Here is a 17,417-nt window from a genome sequence, read left to right as displayed (position 1 = left end):
GACCTATGAAGCTTTCAGAAAAACTGCGGATATATTTTGCAGTGACAGGAATCTGTATTTTGCCTGTTTGGTTTTGCCCTGGGGTGATTGGCAATACCTTTGGCATTTTCCTGATTATTTTGATCATCGCCGGAGGAGTCCGGGGAGTAAGGTTCGCACGCACATTAGAAAAATCTATAGATATGATGTCTGATCAGCAGCAGTTCAGGAGAATCCTGCTCAGCTCCCGGGAACCGATCTTTAAGCTGATAGCCCAAAGGGAGGCAGAGCTTTCCGATGAGATAGAAAAGCATTATAGTGCCAAGGTGGAGGATAAGCAGAGCAAAATAAATTCTCTTCAAAGCCAGATAAATCCCCATTTTCTCTATAACACTTTGGAATGTATCCGAAGCGAGGCCATCTGCCAGGGAAACAAAAGCATAGCTAATATGGCGAAATCCCTGGCATCTTTTTTCCGGTACAGTATCAGTAGGAGAGAAAATATTGTAACGATTCAGGACGAGCTGAATAATATCCAGAATTATATTATGATCCAGAACTACCGCTTTGAAGATAAATTCCATTTCAGGGTGGATATGGAGGAGGAAGACCAGAAAGCGCTGTCCTGTCTGATTCCCAAGATGACCATACAGCCTATTGTGGAAAATGCGATTTTTCATGGATTGGAAACAAAAACCGGAGAAAGCCGTGTGACAGTCCGTATCCGTATGACACAGGACAAGATTATTCTTACCATTTCAGACAATGGAGTGGGAATGAACGAGGAGAAGCTGAAAAAGCTCCGTTACAGTCTGGAGCATGGCAATGACAGTGCTTCCAGGGCAGGGGATTCCGGAAAGGCGCATGGAAATGGAATTGCGCTTTATAATATCAATCAGCGTCTGAAGCTGACTTTTGGAGATGAATATTGCCTGAACGCTTACAGTATTGAAGGAGAAGGGACGGACGTGGAGATTTTGCTTCCCATCCGCAGGGAAATGGAACAGGAATGAGACGGGAATTTCTGCAATTTTCAGACTTATACATAAAAAATGAATATCAGGAGCAGTTAAGTGCTTTGAATATGGTTTTTCTGGAAGGGGAGACACACCTTCTGTGGGGCAGCGATGGAACGCCCAGGATCCTGGCAAATCTTTTCCGCGGCAAGGGGAAAATCCTGAAGGGCAGCATCCGTATGAGCGGAGGAAAAACAGAAAGCTGCAGCCGGGAATGCTTTGAAAAGAACGGAATCTTTTTTGTAGACAGGCAGGTGGAATTTATGAATTCCCTGAATTTGGCAGAAAACCTGTTTCTTTTAAAAGAAAACAGCCTGAAAAAGATCCGGTTGAACAGAAAGGCGCTTGCGGTGCCGACAAGGGAGCTTCTGAAACACTATGAGCTGGATCTGGATGCGGAGCAGAGAGCAGAGGATTTGAGGGCCATCGAAAAGGTTTGGTTTCAGATTGCAAGGCTTGCGGACAGACGGGCAAAAATGCTGGTATTGGGAGAGCTGACACAGATCTGCAGCCGCCAGGACCTTAAGAAGTTGCTGGGGCTTTTGAAAAAGCTTCGGGAGGAGGGAATTTCTCTTCTCATTTACGATAGCCACCCGGAATACTTTATGGAACTGGCAGACGATCATTACGTGATGCGGGGAGGGTCTTTGATAAAGAAATTCTGGGACAGGGAGAGTTTCGTAAAATATTGGTACCGAAACGTAAATTACCAGGACACAAAGCGTCAGGAAGATATTGCGGGAAAACAAAGCACTTGCAGTCGTTTTATCTGGAGAAACCAGGAGGGAAAAGAGGCGATCCTGGAATTCAGGGCGGGCGAAATTGTGTATGTGAGAAGCTCCGGCTGGGAACAGCAGCAGGAGCTTTTGAAAAATCTGCTTGGAGAAAACGGGCGCGGAGCTGTGTTTGATAGCGTGGATCAGCGCTTTGCCTACGACGACAGGAGAATTCTGGCGGAAAACAGAATCGGGTACTGGGGCGAGGAACCTTTAAAATCCGAGTATTTTTTCAATCTGTCTGTCCGCGATAATATTTTGCTGCCTTCTGTGAAAAAAATCAGCAGGGCAGGTTTTTATCAGGCAGGAGAAAGGTTTGTCTTTCGTGACCTGCAATTTTGTCCTGAACTTAAAGAGCTTGAAAAAAGCGAGGGGTTGACAGACGAAAGTGTTTTTAAGATCCTGTGCTACCGTTGGAAGCTGTTTCACCCAAAGGTGCTGATCCTGCACAACGTTTTGTCCAGGGCAGATATTGAGATGAGGCAATGGCTGCAGACGGAGCTTCTGAAAATGGCAGGGAGGGGGACTGCTCTGATTCTTCTGGAAGCATTTGAGGAGGATGCCCTTCCTTTTTCTGACCGGGTAGTTGTTCCGGATAAAGGATGGATTTAATGATGAAGGAAATCTTTTACAAATATAAAATGTGTATTCTGATCATGGGAATCCTGGCAGCAGGAATCGTGTACGGTGTATGTCCAGGCAATTTTTCCTTTTTTATGCGTCAGGCTGCGGTTATGATTTTTCTGACTGTCGGCGTGTCATTGGAATGTATCAGCGGGGATTTTGACCTGGCATTTACAGCCCAGATTTCAGCGGCCTCCCTGATTGGTGTTTTTATGATTTCCAAAGGTATTCCTGTGGTTGTAAGCTGCGGGATGATTTTTGTTTTTAATGGACTTGTGGGATGTCTGAAGGGATTTTTGCTTGTAAAAATGCGTATGCCGTCTATTATTTTTTCCCTGGCGCTGCAGATGATCCTGGCGAACTTCTGTGCAGGGATCACGGATAACAGCAGCATTGTGATCGTTCAATTGAAAGAACTGTACAGAAATGCCCCCATGAATCTGGTGTGTACCATTCTTGTGATCTTGGGAGCATCGGCAGCATTTTTCTTTCTGGAACAAACCTATTACGGAAAATACTGCCGGATGCTGGGCGAAAATCTGGAGCTGGCAAAAATGAGCGGTTTGAAATGCACGGAAATTTCAATGCTGATCCATGCAGCAGTATCCGTATATTTTTCCGTACCCACAATTTTGCTGATGCTGTATACAGGAAGCGGCAGCAGTTCTCTGGGAGGAGATTATCTGTACAAAGTTCTGGCAGCCGTATGTCTGGGCCAGAATATGGTACGCAGAGAAAAAGAAAGCGTTGCAGGCATGGTTCTGGGAGCTGTGACGGTGGTGCTGTTCACCTGTATCCTGACTGCAAGGGGATATTTGAACCGCTGGGAGAATATCCTGGCAGGAATCACCATTCTGGCATGCCTTTCCATAAGCAGCAGAATAAGACCTCTGAAGGAGATAAGAAAGGTCTGAGAATCACCCCCCTAAATCTGAGAATCCTCACATTGAAAGCAAGGGCAGAAAAGGTAAAATATAATCACACGAAACGGGAACCCTTGTTGAGAGGGAAAAGAAAAATTCAGGGAGGTAACAAAATGAAGAAACGAGTTTTAAGCATCGCAATGGCAACTGCAATGGTGGCAGGTCTGGCAGCAGGAAGCACCTGCACCGTACAGGCTGAGGAATCCCACAAGATTGGTTTCCTGGCACCGACACTTCAGACAGAGTTCTTTATCGGTATTGATGACGGTCTGAAACAGGAGTGCGAGGAAAGAGGCTGGGAATATGTATCCGTAAGCTTTGACAATGATTCCGCAAAGGCAGTTACAAGTATTGAAAACATGGTAACAGGTTCCTGTGATGCAATCATTGCAATGGTTTCTGACAGCTCCTGCGACTCTGCACTGAAATCCGCTCAGGAAGACGGCGTAAAGATCATGGAGTGCGGTGTTGAGACAGATGTTCATGACGTAGTTCTTAATACAGACCAGCATGCAGTTGGCGTTCAGATCGGTGAGATGGCTTCTGACTGGATCAACAACCAGTTAGACGGCAAGGGCAAGGTTGTTGTTTACACAACTGTACAGAACCAGGATATGCAGAACCGCGGCGAAGGTATCCAGGAAGCACTGAAAGAGAATGCACCGGATGCTGAGATCCTTGAAGTTGTAGATATCGGAAAAGACGTTGTTGGTTCCGGTACTGACACCACAGAAAATATGCTTCAGAAATATCCGGATTTAAATACGATCGTTTGCTATGGTGATGCCGCAGCAGTAGAGTCTATGGAAGCTGCAAAAGCAGCAGGCGTTGATTCTGAGAACTTTGGTATTTTCTCCTGTGACGGTACTGCACAGGCACTTGCAGGAATCGCAAACGGCGATCCGCAGAAGGGTACTGTTATGTTTGCGCCGCTGGCACCGATGATGGCTGAATACTGCCAGAGACTTTTTGACGGGGAAACCTTTGACGATGTGGTTACTACAGACTGCATCAGCGTTACTGCTGAAAACATTGCTGAGTACTATACTGCAGAAGAATAAACCGGAATTCTGCGGAAACAAAAGTGGATAAGAGTGAATAAAGACAGTGCTGTCCGCAGTAGTGGGCAGCACTGATTTTGAAAGGAAACAGATATGGCAAAAACAATTTTGAGCGTAAGGGATATTGTAAAAGAGTATCCCGGTGTGCGGGCCATCGACCACTTATCCTTTGATGTGGAGGAGGGCGAGATCCATGCCCTCATAGGAGAGAACGGAGCGGGAAAATCTACGCTGATCAAAACTCTGTCCGGTGCGATCACGCCTACATCAGGTACCATTATCATAAATGGAAAAGAGTTTTCAGCTATGAATCCCAAGCTGGCAAAGGATGAGGGAATTGCGGTCATCTATCAGGAGTTTACTCTGGTGCCGGGAATCAGTGCGGCAGAGAATGTGTTTCTGGGAGAAAAAACATCCCAGGGACTTTTTGTAGATATCAAGGACAGGGAACGCCGGGCAAAAGAGCTGTTTGACCAGATGGGAGTGGAAATTGATGTTTCCAAACCGGTAAGGGATCTGTCGCCGGCATGTCAGCAGATCGTGGAAATTGCAAAGGCTGTGAGCAAGGATGTAAAAATCCTGATCATGGACGAGCCGACAGCACCGCTGACAGTCAGCGAGGTGGATACTTTGTTTGAAATCGTCCGCGACCTGAAAAAACGGGGCGTTACCATTATCTTTATTTCACACCGTCTGGAGGAATTGTTTGAGATTGCAGACCGGGTAACGGTTATGAGAGACGGCGCCTATGTGGGTACGGAAAAAATGGAAGACATTGACCGTCAGAGGCTGATCGCTATGATGGCAGGAAGGGAGCTGAAGGAGTCTTATCCTTCCAGAAATGTTTCCGTTGGTGAGGAAGTCCTGCGGGTGGAAAGTCTGTACGGAAATGGCGACAAGGATATCTCTTTTACACTTCATAAGGGGGAAATTTTAGGTTTTGCCGGACTGGTTGGTGCAGGCCGTACGGAGCTTATGAGGGTTATTTACGGAGCAAATCCTATAGAAGCCGGAAAGATTTTCATCCATGGAAAGGAAGTTCATATTAAGTCCTGCAGCGATGCAATCCGACATGGAATCGGATATATCCCGGAGGACAGAAAGGCGCAGGGCGTTTTCCTTCCCATGACGATTAAATGGAATACAGTTATCAACAACCTGAAAGCGTTTTCCAATGGCCTCTTTGTAGATACGAAAAAAGAGGACGCGGCTGCTGCTGACTACCAAAAGAAATTCGACATTAAAACCCCAAGTCTGGAGCAGAAGGTAAAGAATTTAAGCGGTGGTAACCAGCAGAAGGTCGTATTGGCAAAAACGCTTGCAGCAAACAGTGAGATCATTATTTTTGATGAGCCGACAAGAGGTATTGACGTGGGTGCAAAGCAGGAAATCTACAAGCTGATGAATGAGCTTGCGGAGGGCGGAAAATCCATTATCATGGTATCGTCGGAAATGCCGGAGCTTATGGGTATGTCTGACCGTATCGTAGTTATCTATGAAGGCGTAAAAACAGGAGAAGTGGCCAAAGCAGAATTCGATCAGAACTATATTCTGGATTTGGCATCTGGAGGAAATGGAAATGGAACAGACGAAAAAAACGTGGATTGATTATTATAAAAAGTTCGGAATTTATATTTTTCTGGTTGCAGTTTTTGTCTTCTTTGCAATTTTTGCGCCAAACTTCCTGTCTTATAAAAATGTAATTAACATTTTGCGTCAGGTATCCATGTTTGGTATTGTTGTAACCGGTGTATCTGCTGTTATGATCGGAGGCGGAATGGATCTGTCTGTCGGCGGTCAGATGGCGGTTGTGGGAATGATCCTGGGCTATTTGATGGTAAACATGAAAATGGGCATGGTGCCGGCTATGATCATCGGAATCCTGGTGGGTATTGCATTTGGCGCGATCAATGGAATTCTTGCTATTAAGCTGCATATTGCTCCCATCATTGTTACACTGTCCATGATGCTGGTGCTCCAGGGTGTTGCGTACCTGATCACAGGAGGTTATCCTATTACCGGAATGCCGGAGGCGTTTACAAAAATCGGACAGGGTTATATCGGTATCGTGCCGATTCCTGTAATTGTCTTTATTATCTTCATTATTTTCGGATGGGTTGTTATGAACAAAACCTATCTGGGACGTCATATTTATGCGCTGGGTGGCAACAAGGAAGCAGCCAGACTGGCAGGTATCAATGTTGACAGATTGACCATTTTTATCTACGCTTTTACAGGCTTTGCAGCAAGTATTGCAGCGATCATTATGGTAGGAAGGACCAACGCTTCCCAGCCGGGAGCAGGAAGCAGCTATCCTTTTGACTGTATGACGGCTGCCTGCCTGGGTGGAATCAGTATCTCCGGTGGTGAAGGCAAGATCAGCGGCGTTGTAGTCGGTGTTATCATTCTTGGTATTCTGGATAACGGACTGGTCCTTATGGGCGTAAACTCCAACTTCCAGAGCGTAGTAAAGGGTCTGATCCTTCTGGTTGCTGTTGCAATCGACTGTTATGAAGGTCATGGAAAAAAGAACTGATAGGAAAGAAGAGGATACATATGCTGACACGTGCATTACCGTACTATGAATTTAGCGAAGGTGTGTTTGAAATTGACGAGTTTGACTGCGTTTCCGTTTTCGTGATCGTGGGAGAAAAAAGGGCGCTGGTTCTGGACTGCGGCAACGGCATCGGAGATTTGCGCTGGGTGATAGAGAACCGCATTACAGATAAGCCTTACGATGTGGTGCTGACTCATAATCATGCGGATCATATTGGTGGAGCCGGATTCTTTGATGAGGTCTGGATCCATGAGGCGGATTCTGACTGGTCCGATCTGCTGGTGCCCCCCACATTGGAAGGCAGAAAAGGATATGCAGAATTGATACGCGGCCGGGAAAATAAAAATTATAATTACGATCCGGAGCGGGATATTGTAGACTGGCAAAAGGAGCCTGCCAAGAAAATCCTGAAGGACGGACAGGTCTTTGACCTGGGCGGAAGAACGGTGACTATCTACCACTGTCCGGGGCATACGGAGGGAGAATGCGTTGCCATTGACGATAAGAGCAAAATACTCTTTAGCGGAGATGCCTGCAACCGCAATTTCCTGCTAAACCAGAATGTAGGAGGATCCAAAGAGGAAGCACTGCGTCTGACCCTGGAAGGCCTGGAGAGAATCTATGCCATGAAGGGAACTGCCTTTGAAACCGTTTATAATGCGCACCATGATTTCCGCGGCTTCGGCTCTCCGCTGGGCGATGATGTCCTGCCGAATACCATTGCCTGCCTGAAATCCATGCGGGACGGAACGGCTAAGATCATCCAGGTACCGGACCAGCTTTCCGCTGAGGGCGCGATGAAGGAGGTTGCCGAATACGGCAATGTCCAGATTACCTGGTTGGGGTGAGAAATTTTATAAGGAATATTTGGGGATTCCCCGCAGCGCGGCATTTTTCCGTCTGCGGGGAATTTTTTATGTAAATATCTGTTTGGAAAATGCGAAAAAGGCCGCAGAACATTGATATTTCTGCCATAATATGTTAATCTGAATAAAAATTTACGTAAAAAAGGTGCAGAAGTATGAAAAAGATAACGATTAAGGAAGTTGCGGATTTGGCAGGAGTATCCATTGCGACGGTTTCCCATGTGATTAACAGAACCAGGTATGTAAGCCCGGAGTTGATAGAAAAGGTGGAGCGGGTTTTGAAAGAAACCGGATATGTGGAAAAGATAGCCGGGAAAGAAAAACGGCTGAAGGTGGGGCGGAAATCGCTGGTGGTCTGCGTGGTGCCCAATATTGCAAGCGCCATTTACCGGGACATGGTATCGTGCCTGAAAAAAAAGGTCAGCGAGCAGGGCTATCAGTTTTACTGTGCTATTTCCAGCGAAAATTACCAGGAGGAGCAGCAACTCTTGGAGGGGATCATCAGTGACAAACGTGTGGCAGGGCTTTTGCTTGTGCCTGCCCGTGATACAGCGAAGGATTACAAAAAAGTAATAGAGTCCGGTATTCCCTATGTGTGTATGGAGCGGAATATCCGCGGAGCTGGAATTGATTCCGTAGAATTTCACGATAGGGAAGCGTTGGATAAAGGTACAAGCTATATGATCGACTGCGGGCATAAAAATCTGCTGTATCTGAGGGAGACGTCGGAAGGCTCCACCAGAGAGGAGCGGACAAAAGGGTATCTGAACGCTCTTGAGAGAAACAATCTGAATATCAACGATGCCAATATACTGGAAATTGATCTGGATCAGAGCGCGGAGGTGATCCAGGAGACCATTGCACGGGGGATTAACCGGACAATGCCAACTGCAGCGATCGCAAGCGGAAACAGATTGACCCTTCATTTGCTGAAAACGATCCGAAACATGGGGATCCGCTGCCCGGAGGAGCTTTCCATTCTCGGGTTTGGGGACGAGACATGGACAGACCTTCTGGAACCGCCTCTTACCACATTAAACAGGGACGTGGCTGGATTGTCCGCTCTCGCGGCAGAGATCCTTTTTGAAAAAATAAATCTTGGCTATGTCAGTACCAAGGAGCGTTACGCTGATGTCAAGCTGAATATCCGCAAATCCACCAGGATGCTGGACAATGGACCCTGCGGAGAAATGGCTGTTTCACCGGACACCATTACTCTGAGCAAAGAAGAAAAAAAGATGCTGTGGAATGGAAAATTCCGTGTGGCGATTTCCTTTCACTATACAGGAACTGCATGGGCGGAGCTGCATGAAAAGGGAATTCGGGACGCATTGGAGCAATATAGGATTGAGATCAGCTCCGTTATGGATGCGCACTTTGACGCGGCGCTTCAGAATGTACAGCTTCAGAGCCTGATCATCCAGAAGCCGGATGCAGTGATCGCCATTCCCACAGATGACAAAAAGACTTCCGAGGGATTTATGAATCTGTCAAAGGTTTCCAAAATAGTCTTTCTGAGCAATATTCCGGAAAATATCGGTAAGAACAGCTATGTGTCCTGCGTATCAGTAAATGAATGGGAAAACGGCGCAAACGCCGGTCGGATGATGGGAGAATATTTTCATGACAGAAAAGCCAAAGTAGGCTTTATTAATCATGGAGCTATTTTTTATGGAACCCGGGAGCGTGATCAGGCGGCGGAAAAAATTCTGAAAGAGCAGTATCCGAACGTGGAAATCGTAACAAGCAGAAATTTCGGACAGATTGAGAATGCTTACAATGTCTGTATGGATATCCTGAAGACCCACCCTGAAATTGAGGGCCTTTATGTAAGCTGGGACCGTCCGGCGCTTCATGCAATCAAAGCCTTAAAGGAGATGCACCGTGAGGATATTGCTGTCTTTACAACGGATCTTGACCGTGAAATAGCGGAATATATGGAGGAGGGTGTTGTAAAAGGAATGAGCACCCAGAAGCCCTATGAACAGGGAAGGGCTGCTGCGCTGGTGGTGGCCAAATCTCTGGTAAGCGAGGATGTTCCCAAGTATGTGGGCGTGCAGCCGTGTACAGTAGAACCGGAGCAGCTTCGAAGGGCGTGGAAGGAAGTTTTCCATGAACCAATATCAGGTAAAATATGATTTTTTACGTAAAAAAATTAAAACAAAAAGAAAAATAGCTTAAAAAGCCAAAATTAAATTGTACAAAACGATGAAAAGGGTTGTGAAAATGTAAAAGATATTGACAAAATGCTAATTAAATAATAGAATTTACGTAAACAAACAAAGATATGAGTAAAACAAAGAAAAACTTACGTAAATTTTGTTTGGTGAGAAATTCCTTGTTACTGTGTTTGTTTAATAAAAAAATGGAGGGACACCAATCATGAAAAAATTAGTAGCATTAGGACTTGCAGCAACTATGGTATCTGCAATGGCAGGAACAACTGTTTCTGTATCCGCAGAAGAGCTTGACACATCAAAACTTTCTTTCGCATTTTGTACCAACACATTGAACAACACATTCCAGAGTTCTATGGATGCAAAATTCAGCGAGCTTTGTGAAGAGGCTGGAATTTCTTACGCATGCCTGGATCCGGACTACGATCTGAATACACAGCTTAGCCAGTTGTCTGACGTGGCAAACAGCGGATATGATGCAGTATTTATCATCCCTGTTGATTCCGCAGGGATCACTGCCGGACTTGCTGAGATCAACGAGGCAGGAATACCGATCTTTAACGTAGATACAGCTGTTATTGAAGAGGATATTGATTCCTTTGTGACACAGTTTGTGGGAACAAACACATTTATGGCAGGACAGCTTGTTGGAGCACAGATGGTTGAGGACTATCCGGATGGCGCAGATATCGCAATCCTTGATTTCCCGTCCAATGAAAGCTGCGTTGACCGTGTAAACGGCTTCCTGGATGGTTTGGGAGAAAATGCTGATAAATTTAATATTGTAGCGCAGCAGGACGGTGCAGCGGCGCTGGATGTTTCTCTTCCACTGGCAGAGGACATTATCACAGCCAACCCTGATGTAGCAGCATTCTTCTGTATTAACGACCCATCTGCTCTTGGCGCAGCAGCAGCTATCAAAGCAGCGAACATGACAGGTGAGATCGGCGTTTACAGTATCGATGCTTCTCCGGATGGAAAGCAGGCGCTTCTTGACGGCGAGTTCACAGCAGTAGCAGCTCAGGTTCCGTTACAGATTGCAGAGTATGCTTATGACGCAGCAGTTAAATATCTTGGCGGTGAGACAGATCTTGGAGAGAAGAAGGTTTACCTTGATTCTCACCTTGTATTAGCTGAGGAAGCAGAAGAAACGCTGAACGACTGGCAGTAAAATAAAATGAAAAATGCGGTGGTGGATTCAACACCGACGCATTTTCTTTTATAGGCGTACAGCCCATATCGCGCTATCACGGCATGGGCTTCTATGAAACTGATTGGAGGAAAAACATGGGACAGACAGTTCTGGAAATGATAGGAATTAAAAAAAGCTTCTCCGGAATCTACGCATTGAGCGGAATTGATTTTTCTCTTGAGCTTGGCGAGGTTCATGCGCTTCTGGGTGAAAACGGTGCCGGAAAGTCTACCTTGATCAAAGTCCTTGGCGGTATTCATCAGCCAGACAGCGGGAGCATTAGAATCAATGGAAAAGAAGTGAAAATACGTAATGTACCAGAGGCCAGGGAAAACGGGATCGGTATTATACATCAGGAAATCGTGCTCGTGCCGTATCTGACTGTTGCGCAGAATCTGTTTCTTGGTCGGGAAATCGCAAAAGGCGGCAGGATCAATATGAAAGAAACTGTCCAAATGGCACAGGAAATGATCAACGCGCTTGGCGTAAATATCCGGGCAGACGAAATGGTGGAAAATCTAACTATCGCACAGCAGCAGATGGTGGAAATTGTAAAAGCAGTATCTTTTAACGGTAATATCATTGTTATGGATGAGCCGACCTCTTCTCTTTCAAATGAAGAAGTAGAACAGTTATTTGAAATTATTGCCCGTTTGAAAGAAAAAAAGGTTAGCATTATATATATTTCCCACCGTATGGAAGAATTGTTTAGGATTTCTGACAGAGTTACGGTTATTCGTGACGGAGTGTATGTAGGTACCAGAAAAACCTGTGAGACAAATCCGAATGAACTGGTGGCTATGATGGTTGGACGTGACCTTCAGAATTTCTACGCAAGAGATTACAACGATTTAAGCAAAGCACCAGTTGCGCTGGAGGTAAAAAATCTTACAAGTGAAGGAAGCTTTAAAGATATATCCTTCCAGGTACGTAAGGGAGAAATCCTGGGCTTTGCCGGACTGGTGGGGGCAGGTCGGAGTGAGACAATGGAAAGTGTTTTCGGGGCCAGAGAATATCAGTCAGGAGAAATCTATTTAAACGGTAAAAAGCAGAATTTCAAAAATCCAATGCAGGCATTGAAAGCAGGCCTGGCAATGGTGCCGGAGGATCGTAAAAAACAGGGCCTGATTCTTGAAAACAGTGTGGCATTTAATCTGACTTTAGCATCTCTTCATTTTTACATGAACGGTGTTGCGATCAGTGAAAAGAAGCGCCATGTGGTAATAGATGAATTCTTTAAAAAGCTTAAGATCAAGGCTGCTTCGCCGGAGATTGAAGCAGGCAGTCTTTCCGGCGGCAATCAGCAGAAGGTTGTCCTGGGGAAATGGCTGGCTACAAAACCGGATGTATTGATTCTGGATGAACCAACCCGAGGGGTTGACGTAAATGCAAAATATGAAATTTATCTGACTATTAATGAACTGGCAAAACAGGGTATTGCGATCATAATGATTTCCAGTGAGCTTCCAGAGATCATCAATATGTGTGACAACGTGTGCATTATGCGCAGTGGACGACTGGTAGGTAAGCTTTGCCGGGAGGAACTGAGTCAGGAAGAAATCATGAAATATGCAGCAGGAGGAGTGGAGTAACATGAGTGAGAATAGTAAGTCATCAATAAAAAATAACCCAATTCTTGGAGTCTTTATTAGCAATAAGGGTATTCTTAGTGTACTGGTTCTGCTGTGCATTATTGTTGCTCTGGTAACGGATAAATTCCTGACACCAAACAATATTGTTTCGGTATTAAGACAGATTTCCATTAATGCGTACATTGCTCTTGGAATGACGCTGATTATTATTCTGGGACACATTGATCTTTCCGTTGGGGCTATTGTAGCTATGAGCGGTACTTTAACCGTTGGATTTATTGTAAATCAGGGACTTCCGATGGGGCTGTCAATCTTTCTGGGGCTTTTATTCGGTGTGCTGGCAGGCTTCATCAGCGGTGGAATAGTAGCATGTTTCCGGGTGCCGGCATTTATCATTACCATGGCAATGATGAATGTGTGCAAAGGTATTCCGCGTGTGTATTCCGGTGGACAGTCCACCCGTATTAATGATGATTTCTTTGCAGCTATCGGTACGGGATATCTGTTTAACACCATTCCCCTTCCGGTTGTTTATATGGTGATTTTGATCATTATATTCAGCTTTATGCTGAGCAAAACAAAATTTGGTACCTACGTTTATGCTATCGGAGGAAACCGTGAAGCAGCAAGACTTTCCGGTGTTCCCATCAAGAAAGTGGAAATTGCCGTATTCACCCTTTCCGGTCTGTTGTCTGCTTTTGCAGGATTGGTTCTCTGCTCCAAAATGTATTCCGGTCAGCCGTCCGTCGGTGACGGATATGAACTGGATGCCATTGCTGCCTGTGTACTTGGCGGAACTTCTATGTCAGGCGGTAAGGGACGGATCAGCGGAACCGTGATCGGCGCGATGGTGATCGGCATTATCTCTAATGGTTTGAACCTGATCGGTGTAAGCTCCTACTGGCAGCTTATCGCCAAAGGCCTGATCATCGCATGCGCCGTATTGCTGGATGCACAGAAAGACAAGATTTCATTTAAAAAGAAAAAATAGCTGAGCTGTAGAGAGAAATAAAAAAAGAAAATCTTCTATTTATCAGGAAGAGAGAAAGGATTGGAATATGGATATCTTTCGTAAAATGTCGTTTGCGGATTCAACAGGAGATGCGATCCCTTTTTATCATGAAGGGAAATATCACATTTTTTCTCTGACTTCACCCCCGGGAACTACGGTTTATCCGGCAAGACTTCGGACAACCTGGAGCCACAGTGTATCAGAAGATCTGGTTCATTGGACTGAGCTTCCCACTGCACTTTATCCGGGAGAAGGGGATGAGCCGGATGCGTCCGGAGTATGGACAGGTTCCGTCATTTATGGAGAGGGAAAGTATCATGCTTTTTATACCGGATATTGCCTGACGGCAGAATACCAGCAGACCATTTGCCATGCCACCAGCGAAGATGGCGTTACGTGGACAAAGGATGCAGCGAACCCGGTAATAACACCAATGATTGAGCTTTATGAAAAATTAGACTGGCGTGACCCTTATGTATTCTATAATGAGGAAGATAAAAACTACTGGATTCTGATTTCAGCCAGAAAACTGGATATGCCGATCACAAGAAGGGGCTGTATAGTTTTATACCGTTCCAAGGACTTGGTAAACTGGGAGTATTACGGACCGATTTACACACCAGGCCATACCAACTGTCCGGAGTGCTGTGAAATGTACAAGTTTGGGGACAACTGGTATCTTTCTTATTCAAGATTTTCAGAATATGTTAATACCATTTACCGTGTTTCAAAATCACCTTTCGGGCCATGGCGCAAACCGAAAAAAGACGGGATCGGAGGCCGGAGATTTTATGCTGCAAAATCCATGCAGGATGAGAATGGCCGGAGATTTTATTTTGGCTGGGCGCATGACCGTGCTGAGTGCAGCGACAGGGGCGAGTGGTACTGGGGAGGAACCTTCTGTGTTCCTCACGAGGTGGTTGCCACAGAGGACGGAGAACTGGATGTGAAAATTCCGGAGGAATATGTGAAAGAATTTTCAGCTCCTGTAGAATGGAAATATACCCCTGTGCTGGGAACATGCAGACAGTATGCGGGAAACAGCTTTGAGCTGGATTCGGTGAGCACATGTACCTACGGTTTCCTGGAGCATGAGGAGGAGTCTTTCCTGTTTAAATGTAAGATCCTCCCGAGGGAAATCTATGATCACTTTGGAATCCTGCTGAAATCCGACAGAGAAGCAAGTGGCTGTCTTCTTCTGGAATTTGATGTGGCAATGCAGAGGGTTTCCCTTCTGAGCCTGCCTATGGGAGTGGATCCATTCTGGGTAGAATCCTGTCAGGCTGTTCCGCCTGCAACTGATCCGGGTCCTGATGGTGTACGTGTGTGTGAAAAGACTTTCAAAATAGAAGAGGGAAAACCCATTGATGTAAAAATCCTTGTTGACCACGATATGGTAGAAGCTTTTGTGGGCGAGCAGGTTGCATTTACATACCGTGTTTATGCAAAACCGCAATATGAGCTTGGACTGCTTGCGCAGGATGCAAAAGTAGAAATATATGACATTGAAGTGACAAAGTAAAGAATTCTTAAAAAGCAGCCTTGCCTTAGTGGCGTAAATACGACCACAGGCAAGGCTGCTTTTGGGATATTGGTTAATAATCTGTCTTATGGTAAAACCGTCCGTTGATAAAATCAGTCTTGATAATATTTACAAAGGCATTTGGATCAATTTCTTTTACTTTTTTTACTAAAAGTTTTGCCTCTTCCCGGGAGACAACGGAGTAGATCATGCTGGTGCCCTCACCGGAGTAGCAGCCTTCTCCGTGGAACAGGGTGGCGCTGTGGTTGGTGAGGTGGGAAATTTCCTGATAAACATCTTCGGGGTGCCGTGTGATGATGAACAGAGTGTGCTTTTTGTATCGCTGATGCAGCATCTGGACCACCTGGGTGGACGTAAACTGGAAAATAATGGAGTAAAGGGCTTTATCCCAGCCGAAAAGGATTCCGGCGACAATGAGGATGCCGGCATTGACGCACAGGATATAATTCCAGATATCAAATCCATATTTTTCCGAAAAATAAATAGCAAAGAAATCCGTCCCTCCGCTGCTGGTATTGCCGATCAGGCAAAGGCTGATGGCAAGTCCGTTGATCAGTCCGCCGAAAATGCTGATAAGCAGCGTGTCGTAGGTGATGGGCTGACCGGGAATCAGGTCCGTTAAAATACTGGACAGAAAAATTACACAGCAGGAGCTGATGGTGAATTTCTTTCCAATAAATTTCAGACCAATGCCAACAGGAATTGCATTCAGAAGTAAATTGATGACCGTGTAGGGAATGTGAATCCCGGCAAACCGCTCAAAAATACCCTGCAAAAGAAGCGTCAGCCCGTTGAACCCGCCGGGATACAGTCCTCCGGCACGGACAAAGGTCTTGATGTTCAGTGCAAGGATCACAGCCGCCAGAACAGCGCAGCCGAATCTTTTGGTCTCGTGTTTTAAATAAACCTGCTTCATAGTATCCTCCCTCATGTCCGGCCGGCAGAGATTCTGCCGGCCATTATGATTTCTTCATCCGTCCTTATCATACCCGAATTCGGATGGAAAGTCCAGGGGATGAGGAAATATCCCGGCATTTTGGGAAGCTGGCTCAGGCATCCGGAGTTGTGAGGGACAGCTTTTCCAGGATTTCCTTGACTCTCTCTACGGGAATATCTACCTTTTTCGAAATCTGTTCCAGTGAATAACCATTTTCAATGTAGGCTTCGATACGTCCTTCCGTGCGTCCGGCGGATATTCCCGCTGCATAAATTCTGTCGGATTCCAATTCCAATACTTTTCCTCGCATAATTCCTTGCACTCCTTTCTTTGTCCGGGACTCATTGCGGAATATGTAGTCTGCAATTCGCGCAATGAGCTCCTTTAGATCAAGCAGTTCCTTTGACTGATTTGTTTTTCCAAAAGAAATTTCAAGACGATTCCTGATGTCCTGGTATTCTGCAAGCAAGGCATTCAGTTTTGCCGCATCGTTTTCGATGCGCTTTTTCTCTTTTTCATACCGCATGATATAAAATGGAAGTAAAAACAGCAATTTCTTCTGGAAAAGTTTATCTTTTGTATATTCCTGTACCTTGATAATGGGAACTTTGTAACGGAAGCGGCTTCCATCCGGAAAATGTACCTCCACCTCTTCTGCTTCCTTTGTGTGCTTTGTGTGGCGAAGATATAAGATGCAGGACCTTGGAAACTCCAAAACATATTTTTTATTGATTTTTTTTACATGTTCTAATGCAATGGAAAAATCATATTCAATCATTCTGATGATGATGGTGGAATCCGGGTTGCTTTGGCATTCGATGTGATACCACTTATCCCGGATACGTAAAGTGGAGTCGGTGGTACGCCGGCCTTCCTGGGTCTGATGTGCCTCGCGGAGCTGTGTCACCTCGTCTTCCTCCGTATAGTCGGTGTGAAACACCTCATTTATAAGGGGTATTACCAGGTGTGGAAGCTTTTCCAACAATGTGAGAAAGACATCATCAAAAATTGTGTTATTGCTGCCCATTTGTTCCCTCCTTTATTATAAGTTTAAGTTCGAACAGTTGCAATAGATAGCGGTGTCTTTTAAAGCTTTTTAAAGATACATAGGCAGCACCTCCTGTAAAAAATGCAACCTCTGCTCCTGGAAAGAGATATGGAT

General features: G+C 45.4%; 14 protein-coding genes. 12 read left to right on the top strand and 2 right to left on the bottom strand.

Features of this window, described 5'->3' with window-relative positions; translation table 11 throughout:
* Positions 1–5: 5 nt before the first annotated feature.
* The 12 genes from ACESZH_RS09140 (at position 6) to ACESZH_RS09085 (ending at position 15,297) form a co-directional block, all read left to right on the top strand.
* Positions 6–992, top strand: a complete 987-nt coding sequence (locus tag ACESZH_RS09140) for a sensor histidine kinase (protein WP_373214694.1) — start codon at positions 6–8, stop codon at positions 990–992.
* On the top strand, positions 989–2,383 hold the full coding sequence (locus ACESZH_RS09135; protein WP_373214696.1) for a hypothetical protein: 1,395 nt from the start codon (positions 989–991) through the stop codon (positions 2,381–2,383). Before ACESZH_RS09140 ends, ACESZH_RS09135 begins: the two co-directional genes overlap by 4 nt.
* Positions 2,383–3,309: an ABC transporter permease gene (locus tag ACESZH_RS09130; protein ID WP_373214699.1), complete on the top strand. Its 927-nt coding sequence runs from the start codon at positions 2,383–2,385 to the stop codon at positions 3,307–3,309. The genes ACESZH_RS09135 and ACESZH_RS09130 overlap by 1 nt, the downstream gene beginning before the upstream one ends.
* 122 nt (positions 3,310–3,431) lie before the next feature.
* Positions 3,432–4,379, top strand: coding sequence for a sugar ABC transporter substrate-binding protein (locus ACESZH_RS09125; protein WP_373214703.1), 948 nt, complete (start codon positions 3,432–3,434; stop codon positions 4,377–4,379).
* A 93-nt stretch (positions 4,380–4,472) separates the two neighbouring features.
* Positions 4,473–5,987: a sugar ABC transporter ATP-binding protein gene (locus tag ACESZH_RS09120; protein WP_373214705.1), complete on the top strand. Its 1,515-nt coding sequence runs from the start codon at positions 4,473–4,475 to the stop codon at positions 5,985–5,987.
* Positions 5,959–6,915, top strand: coding sequence for an ABC transporter permease (locus ACESZH_RS09115; protein ID WP_373214706.1), 957 nt, complete (start codon positions 5,959–5,961; stop codon positions 6,913–6,915). Before ACESZH_RS09120 ends, ACESZH_RS09115 begins: the two co-directional genes overlap by 29 nt.
* A gap of 20 nt (positions 6,916–6,935) precedes the next feature.
* A complete protein-coding gene (locus ACESZH_RS09110; protein WP_373214707.1) occupies positions 6,936–7,784 on the top strand; it encodes an MBL fold metallo-hydrolase in 849 nt (282 codons plus the stop codon).
* A 173-nt stretch (positions 7,785–7,957) separates the two neighbouring features.
* The gene (locus ACESZH_RS09105) at positions 7,958–9,940 is read left to right on the top strand and encodes a LacI family DNA-binding transcriptional regulator (protein ID WP_373214709.1); all 1,983 of its coding nucleotides are present in this window, start codon (positions 7,958–7,960) and stop codon (positions 9,938–9,940) included.
* A 244-nt stretch (positions 9,941–10,184) separates the two neighbouring features.
* On the top strand, positions 10,185–11,150 hold the full coding sequence (locus ACESZH_RS09100) for a sugar ABC transporter substrate-binding protein (RefSeq protein WP_373214711.1): 966 nt from the start codon (positions 10,185–10,187) through the stop codon (positions 11,148–11,150).
* Positions 11,151–11,266: 116 nt separating this feature from the next.
* A complete protein-coding gene (locus ACESZH_RS09095) occupies positions 11,267–12,763 on the top strand; it encodes a sugar ABC transporter ATP-binding protein (protein ID WP_373214713.1) in 1,497 nt (498 codons plus the stop codon).
* 1 nt (position 12,764) lies between these two features.
* Positions 12,765–13,754, top strand: coding sequence for an ABC transporter permease (locus ACESZH_RS09090; RefSeq protein ID WP_373214716.1), 990 nt, complete (start codon positions 12,765–12,767; stop codon positions 13,752–13,754).
* Positions 13,755–13,821: 67 nt separating this feature from the next.
* Positions 13,822–15,297: a GH32 C-terminal domain-containing protein gene (locus ACESZH_RS09085; RefSeq protein WP_373214717.1), complete on the top strand. Its 1,476-nt coding sequence runs from the start codon at positions 13,822–13,824 to the stop codon at positions 15,295–15,297.
* Between the two features lie 73 nt (positions 15,298–15,370).
* Here ACESZH_RS09085 and ACESZH_RS09080 read toward each other — a convergent pair whose 3' ends face one another.
* Complete coding sequence (locus ACESZH_RS09080; protein ID WP_373214720.1) at positions 15,371–16,234, bottom strand: YitT family protein; 864 nt, start codon at positions 16,232–16,234, stop codon at positions 15,371–15,373.
* Between the two features lie 133 nt (positions 16,235–16,367).
* Positions 16,368–17,282, bottom strand: a complete 915-nt coding sequence (locus ACESZH_RS09075) for a hypothetical protein (RefSeq protein ID WP_373214722.1) — start codon at positions 17,280–17,282, stop codon at positions 16,368–16,370.
* Positions 17,283–17,417: the final 135 nt, after the last annotated feature.

It is taken from the genome of Ruminococcus sp. 5_1_39BFAA, assembly GCF_964240875.1.
Lineage (GTDB): Bacteria > Bacillota > Clostridia > Lachnospirales > Lachnospiraceae > Blautia_A.
This window is presented reverse-complemented; position numbering and strand designations above follow the sequence as displayed.

What these genes read in the sequence shown, in the direction of transcription:
- ACESZH_RS09135 (WP_373214696.1), top strand. Translation starts at nt 989, where the DNA reads ATGAGACGGGAATTTCTGCAATTTTCAGACTTATACATAAAAAATGAA.
- ACESZH_RS09100 (WP_373214711.1), top strand. Translation starts at nt 10,185, where the DNA reads ATGAAAAAATTAGTAGCATTAGGACTTGCAGCAACTATGGTATCTGCA.
- ACESZH_RS09105 (WP_373214709.1), top strand. Translation starts at nt 7,958, where the DNA reads ATGAAAAAGATAACGATTAAGGAAGTTGCGGATTTGGCAGGAGTATCC.
- ACESZH_RS09090 (WP_373214716.1), top strand. Translation starts at nt 12,765, where the DNA reads ATGAGTGAGAATAGTAAGTCATCAATAAAAAATAACCCAATTCTTGGA.
- ACESZH_RS09140 (WP_373214694.1), top strand. Translation starts at nt 6, where the DNA reads ATGAAGCTTTCAGAAAAACTGCGGATATATTTTGCAGTGACAGGAATC.
- ACESZH_RS09075 (WP_373214722.1), bottom strand. Translation starts at nt 17,282, where the DNA reads ATGGGCAGCAATAACACAATTTTTGATGATGTCTTTCTCACATTGTTG.
- ACESZH_RS09080 (WP_373214720.1), bottom strand. Translation starts at nt 16,234, where the DNA reads ATGAAGCAGGTTTATTTAAAACACGAGACCAAAAGATTCGGCTGCGCT.
- ACESZH_RS09110 (WP_373214707.1), top strand. Translation starts at nt 6,936, where the DNA reads ATGCTGACACGTGCATTACCGTACTATGAATTTAGCGAAGGTGTGTTT.
- ACESZH_RS09115 (WP_373214706.1), top strand. Translation starts at nt 5,959, where the DNA reads ATGGAACAGACGAAAAAAACGTGGATTGATTATTATAAAAAGTTCGGA.
- ACESZH_RS09085 (WP_373214717.1), top strand. Translation starts at nt 13,822, where the DNA reads ATGGATATCTTTCGTAAAATGTCGTTTGCGGATTCAACAGGAGATGCG.
- ACESZH_RS09095 (WP_373214713.1), top strand. Translation starts at nt 11,267, where the DNA reads ATGGGACAGACAGTTCTGGAAATGATAGGAATTAAAAAAAGCTTCTCC.
- ACESZH_RS09130 (WP_373214699.1), top strand. Translation starts at nt 2,383, where the DNA reads ATGATGAAGGAAATCTTTTACAAATATAAAATGTGTATTCTGATCATG.
- ACESZH_RS09125 (WP_373214703.1), top strand. Translation starts at nt 3,432, where the DNA reads ATGAAGAAACGAGTTTTAAGCATCGCAATGGCAACTGCAATGGTGGCA.
- ACESZH_RS09120 (WP_373214705.1), top strand. Translation starts at nt 4,473, where the DNA reads ATGGCAAAAACAATTTTGAGCGTAAGGGATATTGTAAAAGAGTATCCC.